The sequence below is a fragment of the Acidithiobacillus sp. genome (genome assembly GCF_023255755.1).
Taxonomy (GTDB): Bacteria; Pseudomonadota; Gammaproteobacteria; order Acidithiobacillales; family Acidithiobacillaceae; genus Acidithiobacillus.
In genome coordinates, this window is record NZ_JAGDVS010000009.1 from 19,495 (window position 1) to 32,635 (window position 13,141).

Here is a 13,141-nt window from a genome sequence, read left to right on the forward strand (position 1 = left end):
CCCGACTGGTCAGTGCTGACATTGGGAACAATAGGTCGTCGCCCGACCACTGATACGGATGCCGTGTAACGGCGCGCCGCACTGCGTACAGGGTTCCCCTTCTCGTCCATACACCGCAAGAGATAGTCGAAAATAGCCATTTCTGCCATCGGGCCGGGTGAAATCACGCAGGGTCGTTCCGCCCTGGGCAATAGCCGCCTCCAGGACATCGCGCACGGTCTGCACCAGCTTCCCATAGCGCGGCAGGGCAATACGCCCCGCGTGGCGGCGCGGATCGACACCCGCCGCAAACAAAGACTCATTGGCGTAAATATTGCCGACGCCGACGACGATATGGGCATCCATGAGGAAGGATTTAACCGGTACCTGCCGGTTTCGGCTCCGCTGATACAGGTATTCCGCGGTAAAACCATCGCCCAGCGGTTCTGGCCCCAGATGCCGAAGGAACGGATGCCGGTCGGGATCGGCGAGCCAGCACACGGCTCCAAAACGGCGCGGGTCATGGAAGCGCAAGCACAGATCGTCGGCAAAGAGCAGATCGACATGGTCATGCTTCTGCACCGGGGTGCTTTGCGGGAGGACGCGCAGGTGTCCGCTCATTCCCAGATGGATCAGGATCGCTCCCCGTTCCAGGTCGAGTAGAAGATATTTGCCCCGTCGCCGCAGGTTCAGCAGGCGCTGCCCGGCCACCCGCCCGGCAAGATCGGCGTTCACCGGCAAACGCAGGCGACCATCCCGCACCACTGCCCCCTCCAGACGCTGTCCCAGCAGATAGGGGGCGATACCCAGTCGGGTGACTTCGACTTCGGGCAACTCGGGCATGGTTAAGTCCTTGTTCCGCTGCTCACGCGTTCGCGCCCGGCCAGATCACAGCAGGTTCGCACCGCGCTGAAGCCGGCGTTGGTGAGCAGGCTGCGCACCGCCTTCCCCTGATCAGGACCATGCTCCAGCAATAGCATGCCGTGCAGCGAGAGGCGCTCATGCGCGCCCGCAATGATGCGTTCCAGGCACTCCAGACCGCGGGGACCAGCCACCAGGGCATCCCAAGGCTCATGACGCAAATCAGGGAGATGGGGATCGTTATCGGCCAGGTAAGGGGGGTTGGCCACAATCCGGTCAAAACGTAAAGTGCTATCCAGTGGTGCGTACCAGTCGCCCTCCAGCCAGTGTACCTGCGGCGCCAGAAGCGCACCATTGGCGCGCGCGACCTGTAACGCCGCCGGGCTGCGCTCCACGGCCCAGACCTCCGCCTGCGGCCGCGCCAGGGCAATGGCCAGTGCAACGGCCCCGGAGCCGGTACCGAGGTCAAGCACCCGCGACGCGCCCTCCTCCGCTAATTCCTCCAGGGCCAGGGTCACCAGCGTCTCCGTATCCGGGCGAGGGATGAGCACCGCAGGGGCCACGCACAGATCCAGCCCGTAGAAAGACCACTCGCCTAAACAGTAGGCCAAGGGTACACCCGCCCGGCGCTGCGTGAGCAGTGCGCTAATCCGTGCCTCCTCCTCTGAAGAAATTGGCCGCAATGCATTGCGTAGCAGCGCCGCCCCTTCCAGCCCAAGGGCCGCAGCCAGCAGCCAGCGTGCTTCCTGCTCAGGCTGATCAGTCAGCACCCGCAGTTGTTCGCGCAGATCATGCTGCCAGTCGCGCAGGCTACGCGATGGATTGTGCGTTACGCCGGAATCAGAGGTCATCACCCAGATGCTGCAGGAGGTCGGCCTGATATTCCTTGATCAGCGGTTCGATAACGGCATCGAGCTCCCCCGCCAGTACCGCCTCCAACCGGTACAACGTAAGATTGATACGATGATCGGTGATCCGCCCCTGCGGAAAGTTGTAGGTGCGGATACGTTCGGAGCGATCCCCGGAGCCCACTAGCAGGCGCCTGGTCTGAGCCGCCGCGCTCTGCTGCTTCTCCTGCTCCTGCTCCAGCAGACGCGCCTGCAACAGCGCCATGGCCCGCGCCCGGTTTTTGTGCTGGGAGCGATCTTCCTGACAGGCCACCACCAAACCGGAGGGAATATGGGTGATGCGGATGGCGGAGTCGGTCTTGTTGATGTGCTGCCCGCCCGCACCACTGGCCCGGTAGGTATCAATGCGCAAGTCGGCGGGATTGATGGTGATCTCGCTCACCGTGTCCACCTCGGGCAGCACCGCCACCGTACAGGCGGAAGTATGGATACGGCCCTGTGCCTCGGTCTCCGGCACCCGTTGCACCCGATGCCCGCCCGACTCGAATTTCAGACGGGAATAAGCGCCGCGGCCGCTGATTTCCAGCACGATTTCTTTGTAACCACCACGTTCCGAATCGGAGGCGGAAAGGATGACTACCGCAAAGCCCTTACTCTCGGCGTAGCGGGTATACATCCGGGCGAGCACTCCCGCAAAGAGTGCCGCCTCCTCACCACCGGTCCCCGCCCGTATCTCCACAAAGACATTACGATCATCATTGGGGTCCTTGGGCAGCAGGCGCACCCGCAGGGATTCTTCGAGCTGATCGAGTTCTGCCTGTGCCGTCGCGACTTCTTCACTGGCCATGGCACGCAGTTCTGCATCCCGTTCCTCCATCAGCATGCGCTCGGCCTCGTCCCGATCCCGCTGCCGCTGCTCATGACGGCGGAGCAGATCCAGCACCGGGCTAATTTCTCCCAGTTCTTTGGAAAGATTTTGAAAACGCTGCGCATCGCTCGCTACATCCGGGCTCGCCAGCAACTGACTCAATTCATCAAAACGAAAAGCCAACTGCTCGAGCTGGCCCTGCAGACGCGGGCTGAGACTCATCCTTCGGCGTCACTGAGATGGAAAAGAATGTCCAGCGCCGCGACAAGACTTTCGTTGGTCGCGTCCTGACAAGGCTGGCGAAGGGTCGCAATGGGGTCGTGAAGGACTTTATTCATTAAGGCTTTAGAGAAGGCATTCAGTACCGCACGGGGGTCCTGCCCCTGATCCAGGTAACGCATAAAACGCCGTACCTCTTCCTGGCGCCGATCCTCCACATGATCACGCAGGCGGCGGATGGCAGGCACCACATCCAGACTCTCCCGCCACTGCTGGAACTCGCCGACCTCCTCGGCAATAATCAGCTCCGCTGCCGCTGCCGCCTCGCGGCGTGCGCGCACGCCCGCCTGGGCGATATCGTTCAGATCGTCCAGCGTGTAGAGAAAACATTGCTCAACACCTTCCACTTCCTGGGCGATGTCCCGGGGTACGGCGAGATCCACCAGCATCAGGTCACCCCGCGCCCGCTGTGCCATGACCGCGGAGATCGTTTCCAGCGTGACTATGGGCAGCGGACTCGCCGTGCAGCTAACCACCATATCGGCGTCATGCAGCAACTGCGGGATAGCCTCCAGAGCATGGGCATCGCCAGTGAATTTCTCGGCCAACTGCTGGCCGCGTTCCGCACTGCGATTGGCTACGGCGAATCTTCCCACCCCATGCTCGCGTAGATGAATCGCCACCAGTTCGATGGTATCTCCGGCGCCGATCAGCAACACCGACTTGCCTTCCAGACTGCCCAGCAACTGTTTGGCCAGACTCACCGCCGCATAGGCCACACTGACCGGGGCCGAACCGATGGCTGTCTCCGACCGCACCCGTTTCGCCACGCGGAAGGCCCAATGCAGCAGGCGATTCAGCACCGGCCCGGCGGCACCGTTATCCGCAGCAGCCTGATAGGCATCTTTGACTTGACCGAGGATCTGCGGCTCTCCGATAATCATGGAATCCAACCCGCAGGCCACGTGAAACAGATGGCGCACGGCCTCCGCATCGCTGGCATAATAAATATGTCCATCCAGCAATCGCGGGTCCACGCCGTGGAAGTGGCAGAGCCAGTCCTGCAAGGCCTGGCGATGGTAACCTTGTCCGCCGTGGACGTATATTTCCGTGCGATTACAGGTGGATACGATCAGTGTTTCCTTGGCCAGCCCTTGCTCCAGCAAGTCGCGGTGGGCCGCAGCAAGGCTTTCCGGAGAAAAAGCGACTTTTTCCCGGACCGCGATAGGGGCAGTGTGGTGACTCAGACCAAAGCAGAAAATAGCAGCGACCGTCCCTGCAGAGCGACGATTAAGGGGCTGAATTGTCGCTGACGCAGGACAGGATTGCAAGCCAGGTCCCTAGCGGTTATTGTGCCCGCTGGCAAAAACGTGGAGAACGAGCAGATGAGGAGCAGGCTTGGGGGCATTGTGGCGGGCATTGTGCTTGGCCTCGCCGCCGGAGGTGCAGCCGCCGACTCCGCTTCGGGTGGCATGACCGGGGAGCAGCTTTATTATCTGTTAGTAGCCGAATTCGCCACCATGCAACAGGAACCACAACTGGCCGTTCTGGCCTGGCGGGAAGCCGCCAAACTGGCGCCAGAAGCCAACGTCCTCGGGCGTGCCACTCAGGTCACCGCGCAATTCGGCGATTTTCCGGATGCCCTACAGCTTGCCAAACGCTGGCGGGAGGCCGCCCCTGGGAGCGCCGAAGCGGATCAGTTTGAAGCCGCGCTGCTCCTCACCATGGGTCAGGATGAGCAAGCCATTCAATTGCTGCAGGCCACGCTCGCCCGTTTCCCCAACGATCCGAAAGTCACCCTGCAACTCGCTGAATTACTGGTGGCCCACGGGCGCAGCGGCGAGGCGCGGCGATTGTTGATTGCATTAGCCGGCAAAGACCCGAAATCTGCAGCCGCCTACTATGCGCTCGGACGTATTGATCTCACTGAAAAGCAACCAGAACGCGCTATCCCCTGGCTGGAGAAAGCCCTCAGCCTCCGTCCGGACTGGCAGGAAGCCGCCATCAGTCTCGCCGAAGCTCAGCAAGCTACCCAGGGTCCTGCCGCCGCTTTGTATAGCATTCAAAGTTTCACTGCCAGTCATCCGGAGGCCACGCTCGCTCGTCAATATCTGGCTGCGCTCTACCTCAAAATGGGTGGCCTGACACAGGCCTATCGCCTCTACCAGGAAATGGCGCGACAGAATCCCGATGACCCCGATATCATCCTTTCTCTCGGCCTCATGGACATCGGCCGGAAGGATTGGAAGAGCGCAGAAACCGCTTTGCAGCGCGCTCGCGATCTGGCGCCCCAGTCCCCGGTGCCGATCTACTATCTGGGGCGCCTCTACGAAGCACAGGATCGCTGGGCAGAAGCACTGCAATGGTACCAGCGCATCCATTCCGGCCCTCTGTATCCTGAGGTCGAGTTGCGCAGCGCACGCGTGGAATACCTGCTCGGTGATCACGACAAAGCCACCGAAAAATTGCGGACACTGGCGGCCACGTACCCGCAGGAGGCACAGATTCCGCTGCTGGAAGCAAACCTGCTGCAAGGCAGCGGCCACCTTCACCAAGCCCTGCAGGTGACCAGCCTGGCCTTGCAGCGCATGCCGGACCAACCTGGGCTCTGGTACGCCCAAGGCGCCATCTATGAGCAACTGAAAGATTATCCGGCCATGGAAAAAGCCATGCGTACGGTTATCCGCCTCGCGCCGGACCATGCACAAGCCTACAACTTCATTGGCTACAGTTTGGTCGAACGGCACAGCGATCTGGCCGAAGCGCAAAAATTACTGACCAAGGCGCTCAGTCTGGACCCGGACAATGCCGAAATTCTGGATAGTGTCGGCTGGCTGCATCACGTGCAAGGCGACAACAAGCAGGCTCTGGAGTATCTGCAGAAGGCCCATACGGCTTTGCCAGACGATGCCGAGGTGAGCGCACACCTCGGGCGAGTCCTCTGGTCACTGGGGCGCTTCACAGATGCCCGGCAGGTCTGGCAAAGCGCACTGCAAAAGCATCCGGACGATGCCGCCCTCAAAAGTGATCTTGCCCGCCAGCCATGATGATCCGTTATCCCAGAGCATTCGCCCTGCAGCCGGCACGAAGGCCTATCCGCACACTGGCCGCACTCCTGCTCACCGGCGTGCTATCCGCCTGTGCCACCACGCCGCCCATCCAGCCGCCCACCCACGTCATCCTGCCAACAACCGAGAGAAATCAGGTCGTCGCCAGCCTGAAATATTGGCAAGCCAGCGGGCAGGCCGCTCTCAGCACGCCCAAAACGAGCGAAGATTTCGGATTCCGCTGGAAGCAGTCCCCCCAACACCAGGAACTTTCCATTTACGACACGCTTGGCCGTACGGTCGCCCGCATCGAAGCCGACCCGCAAGGCGCGCATCTGCAACTGGCCAATGGCGAGACACGACAAGCGGACAATCTCAGTGCCCTCCTCGCGCTGGTCCTCCACGTCGATCTACCCGCGAGTGAATTACCGGACTGGATGCTTGGTCTGCGCAGCGCGACGGCGACCGAACAACTGAATCCAGTCGGCCTGCCCGCAATACTCCACAGCGGCCCCTGGCAGATTCATTATCTCCAATATGCGCCGATAGGCGGCCTGACCATGCCCAAACTGCTCCAGGCCTCGGGGCCAGGGGGCATCACCCTGCGTCTGGCCATCACCCAGTGGCGGATGGGAGACCATAGCGCCCCATGAGCGAAAATTACCCCGCCCCCGCGAAGCTGAATCTGATGCTGCGCGTTGTCGACCAACGCAGCGACGGTTATCACGAGCTGCAAACGGTATTTCAGTTTATCGATCTGGCTGACCAGCTCCAGTTTAGCTCGCGGCCCGCCGGGCAATTTTCCCGCAGCGGTGGACCAGAAGGCGTGGCCGAAGCCGACGATCTCAGCATCCGCGCCGCGCAACGCCTAGCCGATGTCGGTGGCGTCCGTGAGGGCGTTCATGTTCATATCGACAAAACCCTGCCCATGGGCGGGGGTATCGGTGGTGGCTCCTCGGATGCCGCCACCACCCTCATCGTGCTTAACCGGCTGTGGCGTACCGGTCTGCACCGCGAAGAACTCATGGCGATTGGTGCCGACCTCGGTGCTGATGTTCCGGTGTTCATATTCGGGCGCAGCGCCTGGGCGGAGGGTGTGGGCGAGCGCCTGCGAGTGTTCGACGCTCTCCCGGAGAGCCATTACGTGCTGCTGCATCCGCAGGTATCGGTAAGTACCCGGGAGATATTCACCGCCCCTGAATTGACACGACACCATGTGCCCATCACAATAGGCGCGTTTCTCGGCGGGGCAACGGAAAACACCCTGGAACCTACGGTGTGTGCCCGCTATCCAGAAGTCCATCGTGGCATGCGCTGGTTAAGAAGCCAAGGCGTGCACGACGTTCGTTTGACGGGTAGTGGTGCTTGTGTTTTCGGGTTGGCGGCAGATGCCGTTTCCGCGCAACAAATTGCCACGCGGGTGCCTGCTCCCTGGCGCGCATGGCCCGTGCGTGGATGTAATAAACACCCACTTTACGATCCCGCCGAGCAATGATTATTGGGGCGTAGCCAAGCGGTAAGGCACCGGATTTTGATTCCGGCATTCCCAGGTTCGATCCCTGGCGCCCCAGCCAAACTGTCCTAGGACTATTTTGCCACCTGCGAAGAGAGAAGGACGTCACATGGCCCACGGCAATCTCATGGTCTTCAGCGGGAACGCCAATCCCATTCTGGCCGCTCAGGTGGCGCGCTTCCTGCAAATTCCCATCGGTCGTGCGGAAGTCAGTTCCTTCAGCGATGGCGAAGTCTTCGTCGAAATTCTGGAAAATGTGCGTGGGCGGGATGTTTTCGTACTCCAGCCCACCTGTGCGCCCACCAACGACCACCTCATGGAGCTGCTGACCATGATCGACGCGCTGAAACGCGCCTCGGCCAACCGCATTACCGCTGCCATGCCGTATTTCGGCTATGCCCGGCAGGATCGCAAATCACGCTCGCGCACAGCCATCACCGCCAAACTGGTAGCCGATCTCATCACCACTGCCGGCGCCAACCGGGTCCTCACCATGGATCTGCACGCTGACCAGATTCAGGGCTTCTTTGACGTACCGGTGGATAACATTTATGCCTCACCTATTCTCTTAGGCGATATTTGGCGCCAGAGCTATCCGGAGCTGATTGTGGTCTCTCCCGACGTGGGCGGCGTCGTTCGCGCTCGCGCCATTGCCAAACGCCTTGAAGTGGATCTCGCCATTATCGACAAACGGCGCCCGCGACCCAATGAATCGGTCGTCATGAATATTATTGGAGACGTGGACGGCCGCACCTGCGTTCTCGTGGACGACATGGTCGATACGGCCAACACGCTCTGCGAAGCGGCCCATGCCCTCAAAGCACGAGGTGCCGTCAAGGTCTGCGCTTACTGTACTCACCCGGTATTATCTGGTCCCGCCATGGAGCGCATCGAAAGGTCCGATCTGGACGAATTGGTCATCACTGACACCATACCGCTCAGGCCGGATGCTCAGGCCAGCAGCAAGATTCGCGTGCTGTCCATTGCCGAACTGCTGGCCGAAACCATTCGCCGGATTGCGGAAGAGGACTCAGTCAGTTCGCTGTTCATGGACTAACACCACCTTGCAGCTGGGCGTCGGCCATTGTATGATCTGCGCTCTATCAGTGGTGGCTGTAGCTCAGTCGGTAGAGTCCCGGATTGTGATTCCGGTTGTCGCGGGTTCGAGCCCCGTCAGCCACCCCATATTTTCAATACGTTAGCGTACACCATGGAGATTCTTCCTAACTTGGAAGAGTCTCTTCCTAAGATCAGAACAGAATCCTTGAACTTCTGTAACCAATCCATTTCTTCCCATCTACCTTTTGGTACGCACAATCGACACCGGCGCCGGATCGGTTTGCGTAGTCTTATGACTCCGTATATAAGCCTCTGTCATGGATCTGCTCTTGTGCCCCGCCAGACCTTGGGCATCCATGTTAGCCTCATCGGCCGCAGTAATCGCCGCGGCTCTGATGTCGTGAAAGTGGAAACGCTCCTGGATCAGCCCTTCCTTGAGGGCCTTGTCCATAGCCTTCCCCCACATAGCTTTGAACCCGCTGTCGGTATAAGGCTGACCTCGCCGGTTACAGATCAGGAACAGCCCCCTTACCGGGCGTTCCATCGCCTTTATGGCGTTGACACAATCCCTCAATCCCTGCGACCAACGAATCAGCAACTTGGCCCCTGTCTTGCCTTGGGTAATCTGGATACCGGCCTCCGTTAGATCCGACAGGCGCAACTTCAGCAAGTCCGCACGGCGCTGCCCCGTGTAGTACGCCAGCTCGACGGTTAAAGCGACCGCCAATGGCGCCACACTATTGACCGCCTCGATCTCTTCTTGAGAAGGACAGCGCGTGCGGGCCTTCTCCACGTTCCTGCGCACTCCGTAACAGGGGTTTACTTCGGCGAGGCCCCTGCGCATGGCCCAGGAATAAACGCTGGAGAGCAGTGCGGCCTCTCGATTAGCACGTACCGGCGCGGGCTTGCCGTCTTTGCTGCAGCGGGTGTCCAGATAACGAGCCACATGTGAGGGCTTCACACCGTCGGCCGGCATATGGCCAAAAACCTTTTTCAACCAAACCGCTTGATCAACATGATCCAGATAAGTACGCGGCGCCTTGGTAGGCGAGACCAGGCGCAGATATTCATCGATCAGATCTCCAACGCTGCCCTTGATGGTCGCTCCGCTGGAGAGCTCGTTCCACTTGGCCTTGGCTTCAAAGTTCCACGTTTTGCCGAGCTTGTGCCATTTTCCGTTCAGATCCACATAGAAGTACCAGCCCCGCGAGAGATACACTCGCTTAGGCAATCCTTGTGGATTACTCTTCCTGGTTCCTGTCATGGCTGGCATGTTACGACACCCTCTCAAAAATGTCCCATCGTGGCTCGGTCACAGGAGCGCCTGCAGACTTGATGCCAAGCCTTTGTTCCACAACAGCACGAAGTACCTGGACACGGCCTGTGGCTGCAACCATGTAGGGTATACCTTCATGGTCAAGCCACCGACATTGTGAGGGCCTGGTTTTGCGCCCTGTCAGCGTCACCAAGTCTTCAGGCGCGAGAAACATGCCTAGGCTCCGAGCCTCTGGGTATTCGTCGGCATCACTACTGCGCGGCCATTTCTTCCGCTGCGTCGATGATGTCCCGCTCTCCGGAAATGACATCTCCCTTTTCACGTTCCTTTTCCACCAAGCTGATGATCTTGCTCATTTGCGCTGGCTTCACGCCCAGGTGATCGGCCACGGCCTTGATGTCCTCCTTGATCTGCGTTTGCATGGAGGCGATACCTTCGCGTCGGTTGATGATGTCCTCGACGGCCTCTTTGGTTTTCTGGTCCAGCTGCATGATGTACTCCTTTCTATCTCAAATTGGCTCGCTCATCAGTCCCACGGCGCCACCCGTGGAAGACCACGTCATCGCCGACGCGGTTTCGCTTTCTTGATTTCCAATATGCCGCCCTGTTGGAAAAGGTCAGGCGGCCAAACCTCAAGAACTAACGCCGCGCTACCTTCACCTGATAACCGCCCATCGGAAATACCGTTGATTGGCCACGGGCTAAATGCGCCATTTCATTGATGTCGGATTCATGCACGCTGGGAAGTTGAATGGTTTCGCCATGCACCTTGCGCGTCTTTATGCCGACCAGCCGGGAAATACTGCCGATGATCTGCACGTTGTCCTGCTTCAAAGGGATCAGCGTGAACGTTTTTCCGGTGGTTACCGTGAACGATTTTCCGGCGGTTACCGTGCCGTTCTTCACTGAATGTACGTTCGCCTTGGCGATGTAAACGGTATTGATCACGTCACTTATCTGCATAGGGTCGCCTGGGCGGGTGACGCCACTGACAGACCAATTCACCACTTTATCCGCTTTTGTCACCGTCACCGTGAAATGCTCGGGTGCCTTGGCGGAGGCCAGATCGACCTTGCCGGAGTAAACAATTTTGCCGTGCTGGGAAATGACATAATGTGCGGCAGGCATCTGGGGCTTAACGTTAATGCTGGGCGTAGTCCCTGCCATGGCAATAGCCGGGAACAGGCTTAGAGCAAACAAGCCAACGATCCTCTTCATCATAAACTACCCCTCTTGCTGTGTGCCGCCCCGTTAAAGGCCGAGCGGCAAAGCCTTGCTTTTAATCAAGCAGGATGTCCATGCGAACGGCTCACATTCTTTCGGAGCCTATTTTGTTTTGCGGTTTGATATACTCAGATCACCTCGCTCAAAAATGTCTCCACGCCGTTTTGATGTTCCTGCGCGTATTTCTGTTTTGCCGTTTGAGGATGCCCGGCAATCGGTACGGGATTAGTCAAACTGGCGCATCCGGACAATGCAAACATCCCCATAATTAGTGCAAAATAAACGATTTTATGTTTCATAAATTGTCCTTTTTCTGTGAATGCGCGCCTTGCAGACTGCAAGGCGCGGGCTAAAACATTACCCAAACCGATACATCAGCCCCACGCCCATGACCGGCCACCACTGATAACCGCTGACCTTGTTGTTCAGGCTGTTCTGCTCGGCCTGCACGTCGCTGGCCAGCAAGGGGTTAGCTGCGGCACCGGTCGCGGTGAGGCTCACATTGGGCGCACCCTCGTAGATTGCCCCGACGTTCGCGGTGAAAGTCAGGCGCCCACCGTCCATGGGATCGCCCCAGCCGATGCCCACATAAGGAGCAGCACCATTGAAGTGCGTCTTGCCGGTCAGGCTGCCCACCTGACTCGCGGTGTAGGTGTGACCGTTGAACGTATATGTGCCACCGGTCGGGGTACCGGTCACGTTGAAGCGGTTCTCGTTAATGAACACGCCCGCGGTGACGTTGAAGTTGCCCTGGAAGGGGAACCAGCTCACGGTGATAGGCTCGCCCTGCAGGTTGACCCCGGCGTTGTAGTTCACGTTGCTGGTATGAAAGCTGCGGGACAGATGCAGATAATCGAAGCCCACATTGAGGTTCAGGATCTTCGGGATAATGGCGGTGGTGCCCTGGACGCCAATGCCCTCGGTGCCAACACCCAGGCCTGCGGCGATCCCATGAAACGGCATGCCCATGGCGAAAGCATTCCCGGCCAACAGCAAAGCGGCGACCGGGGCGGCCATTAACATGGATTTACGCAGTTTGTTACGGTTCCTCTTCACGATTCACTTCTCCTTTTCAAGTACAACATCAAAAGCCTTACCGGCTGAACGCTCGGACCATCCGGGCAATCTTTTTCTTTTGCATTACGATACTGAAACCACGGACACCGCCATGGGATTCGGCGTATGCACCTGCCCCCTACTCATGCCGCCCTCCCCTTGCCGGCTGCCCCTGCGGGGGGCGCCCCAAGCCTGCCGGCGGCACGCCCCGTCCGCTTCAGCAAACTTTCCACCAGCACCGGGAAATCCATGGCGTCATCAATGACCGGCACCCCGTATTCCGGGGCCTCCAGCCCGTGATAACCGCGATCCAGCAGGACCGACAGGCTCACCACACCCAGAGCGGCGTTGACGTTGGCCGGATGGTCGTCCAGGAATGCGACGGCACCCATGTCCCGCAATACGGTTGCCTTGGCGCTGGCGGGAGCGTTTTGTCCGACACAGACGATGCGACCGTCAGGAATCAGGCCTGCAAGACTCTCCGCCCGTGCGGCGCGATGCCGCACATCAATGCTGGTCACCGCCCAGACCGTGCAGCCCAGATCCTCCAGCGCGAGCACCAGTTCGGAAGCATGTGAATACAAGGGCAGGCTGGCCCATTCAGTTGCATGGAATGCCTGCCAGACGGCGTCCACTTCCTTATTGGTCAATCCGTACCGGCTACCCAGGCTGTGCTGCTCGTTTACTTTGGGCATGAAACGACCAAACACTTCCTCAGCACATTCCCGCCAGTGCGTCTCGAAATCTCCGAGCACACCGTCCACATCTAGGGTAACCACGCTGGAAGCGTTCATCCTACTTCCCCCACATTTTCTGAGCGGCAGCCCTGGTTTCTGCATCCAGCTCCGCCTTCAGCACAAGACTCGCCTTACCCTTCTTGGCGCCCTTGAGCGACACGTCAGACGTGCTACGGCCGGGTAATTTCACCGCATGCACGCTACGTTCGGCATCCCACATCAACGGGTAGCGGAAATCTTTGAAGGCGCTATTTGATACAACCAGAAAACCGATGTGTTGCATGGGTTAAACTCCTTATGAAAAGTAACAAGTTGTGCTTTACGCCATCTCTTTCTGGCTTGTGCTCACACGTTGCCCTGGCTGCCTTCCCGTAACCGACCGGTAACAGTCGTGGCAATAACAATTCAAACCGCCGCTGGCCGATGGCCGGAAATAAAAAAACTCCGTATCGGC

16 protein-coding genes, 2 tRNA genes and 1 other RNA gene are annotated in these 13,141 nt (G+C 59.2%); 6 read left to right on the forward strand and 13 right to left on the reverse strand.

Annotation, left to right across the window (positions count from 1 at the left end; genetic code table 11):
• Positions 1 to 9: 9 nt before the first annotated feature.
• Genes mutM through hemA form a run of 4 tightly spaced genes read right to left on the reverse strand, consistent with a single transcriptional unit; the run spans position 10 to position 4,106 of the window.
• Entirely contained in the window at positions 10 to 822 is an 813-nt protein-coding gene (gene mutM, locus Q0C48_RS00905) for a bifunctional DNA-formamidopyrimidine glycosylase/DNA-(apurinic or apyrimidinic site) lyase (RefSeq protein ID WP_291520689.1), read from the reverse strand.
• A 2-nt stretch (positions 823 to 824) separates the two neighbouring features.
• A complete protein-coding gene (gene prmC / locus Q0C48_RS00910; protein ID WP_291520690.1) occupies positions 825 to 1,691 on the reverse strand; it encodes a peptide chain release factor N(5)-glutamine methyltransferase in 867 nt (288 codons plus the stop codon).
• A complete protein-coding gene (gene prfA, locus Q0C48_RS00915) occupies positions 1,681 to 2,778 on the reverse strand; it encodes a peptide chain release factor 1 (protein ID WP_291520691.1) in 1,098 nt (365 codons plus the stop codon). Before prfA ends, prmC begins: the two co-directional genes overlap by 11 nt.
• Positions 2,775 to 4,106, reverse strand: coding sequence for a glutamyl-tRNA reductase (gene hemA / locus Q0C48_RS00920; protein WP_291520692.1), 1,332 nt, complete (start codon positions 4,104 to 4,106; stop codon positions 2,775 to 2,777). Before hemA ends, prfA begins: the two co-directional genes overlap by 4 nt.
• A gap of 54 nt (positions 4,107 to 4,160) precedes the next feature.
• Here hemA and Q0C48_RS00925 point away from each other — a divergent pair, with 54 nt between their 5' ends.
• From Q0C48_RS00925 to Q0C48_RS00950, 6 genes are all read left to right on the forward strand, one after another.
• Positions 4,161 to 5,822, forward strand: coding sequence for a tetratricopeptide repeat protein (locus Q0C48_RS00925; RefSeq protein ID WP_291520693.1), 1,662 nt, complete (start codon positions 4,161 to 4,163; stop codon positions 5,820 to 5,822).
• Entirely contained in the window at positions 5,819 to 6,475 is a 657-nt protein-coding gene (gene lolB, locus Q0C48_RS00930; RefSeq protein ID WP_291520694.1) for a lipoprotein insertase outer membrane protein LolB, read from the forward strand. Before Q0C48_RS00925 ends, lolB begins: the two co-directional genes overlap by 4 nt.
• On the forward strand, positions 6,472 to 7,317 hold the full coding sequence (gene ispE, locus Q0C48_RS00935; RefSeq protein WP_291520695.1) for a 4-(cytidine 5'-diphospho)-2-C-methyl-D-erythritol kinase: 846 nt from the start codon (positions 6,472 to 6,474) through the stop codon (positions 7,315 to 7,317). Before lolB ends, ispE begins: the two co-directional genes overlap by 4 nt.
• A 4-nt stretch (positions 7,318 to 7,321) precedes the next feature.
• A tRNA-Gln gene (locus Q0C48_RS00940) sits at positions 7,322 to 7,396 on the forward strand.
• 48 nt (positions 7,397 to 7,444) lie between these two features.
• The gene (locus tag Q0C48_RS00945) at positions 7,445 to 8,392 is read left to right on the forward strand and encodes a ribose-phosphate pyrophosphokinase (protein ID WP_291520696.1); all 948 of its coding nucleotides are present in this window, start codon (positions 7,445 to 7,447) and stop codon (positions 8,390 to 8,392) included.
• 52 nt (positions 8,393 to 8,444) lie between these two features.
• Positions 8,445 to 8,520 (forward strand) — tRNA-His (locus tag Q0C48_RS00950).
• Positions 8,521 to 8,632: 112 nt separating this feature from the next.
• Here the strand turns inward: Q0C48_RS00950 and Q0C48_RS00955 are convergent.
• The 9 genes from Q0C48_RS00955 to Q0C48_RS00990 all read right to left on the reverse strand — a co-directional run bounded on the left by Q0C48_RS00955 (position 8,633) and on the right by Q0C48_RS00990 (position 12,970).
• Entirely contained in the window at positions 8,633 to 9,613 is a 981-nt protein-coding gene (locus Q0C48_RS00955) for a tyrosine-type recombinase/integrase (RefSeq protein ID WP_291520697.1), read from the reverse strand.
• A 55-nt stretch (positions 9,614 to 9,668) separates the two neighbouring features.
• A complete protein-coding gene (locus Q0C48_RS14580; protein WP_366936970.1) occupies positions 9,669 to 9,980 on the reverse strand; it encodes a DUF4224 domain-containing protein in 312 nt (103 codons plus the stop codon).
• The gene (locus Q0C48_RS00960) at positions 9,922 to 10,161 is read right to left on the reverse strand and encodes a hypothetical protein (protein WP_291520698.1); all 240 of its coding nucleotides are present in this window, start codon (positions 10,159 to 10,161) and stop codon (positions 9,922 to 9,924) included. The genes Q0C48_RS14580 and Q0C48_RS00960 overlap by 59 nt, the downstream gene beginning before the upstream one ends.
• Positions 10,162 to 10,182: 21 nt before the next feature.
• Positions 10,183 to 10,252, reverse strand: an RNA gene (locus Q0C48_RS00965) — hammerhead ribozyme type II.
• 57 nt (positions 10,253 to 10,309) lie between these two features.
• Positions 10,310 to 10,891 carry a hypothetical protein gene (locus Q0C48_RS00970; RefSeq protein WP_291520699.1) on the reverse strand — a complete coding sequence of 194 codons (582 nt, stop codon included), beginning with the start codon at positions 10,889 to 10,891 and terminating at the stop codon, positions 10,310 to 10,312.
• 131 nt (positions 10,892 to 11,022) lie between these two features.
• Positions 11,023 to 11,193, reverse strand: a complete 171-nt coding sequence (locus tag Q0C48_RS00975) for a hypothetical protein (protein ID WP_291520700.1) — start codon at positions 11,191 to 11,193, stop codon at positions 11,023 to 11,025.
• Between the two features lie 58 nt (positions 11,194 to 11,251).
• Complete coding sequence (locus Q0C48_RS00980) at positions 11,252 to 11,950, reverse strand: hypothetical protein (RefSeq protein ID WP_291520701.1); 699 nt, start codon at positions 11,948 to 11,950, stop codon at positions 11,252 to 11,254.
• A 143-nt stretch (positions 11,951 to 12,093) separates the two neighbouring features.
• The gene (locus tag Q0C48_RS00985) at positions 12,094 to 12,744 is read right to left on the reverse strand and encodes a hypothetical protein (RefSeq protein WP_291520702.1); all 651 of its coding nucleotides are present in this window, start codon (positions 12,742 to 12,744) and stop codon (positions 12,094 to 12,096) included.
• 1 nt (position 12,745) lies between these two features.
• Entirely contained in the window at positions 12,746 to 12,970 is a 225-nt protein-coding gene (locus Q0C48_RS00990; protein ID WP_291520703.1) for a hypothetical protein, read from the reverse strand.
• Positions 12,971 to 13,141 lie beyond the last annotated feature (171 nt).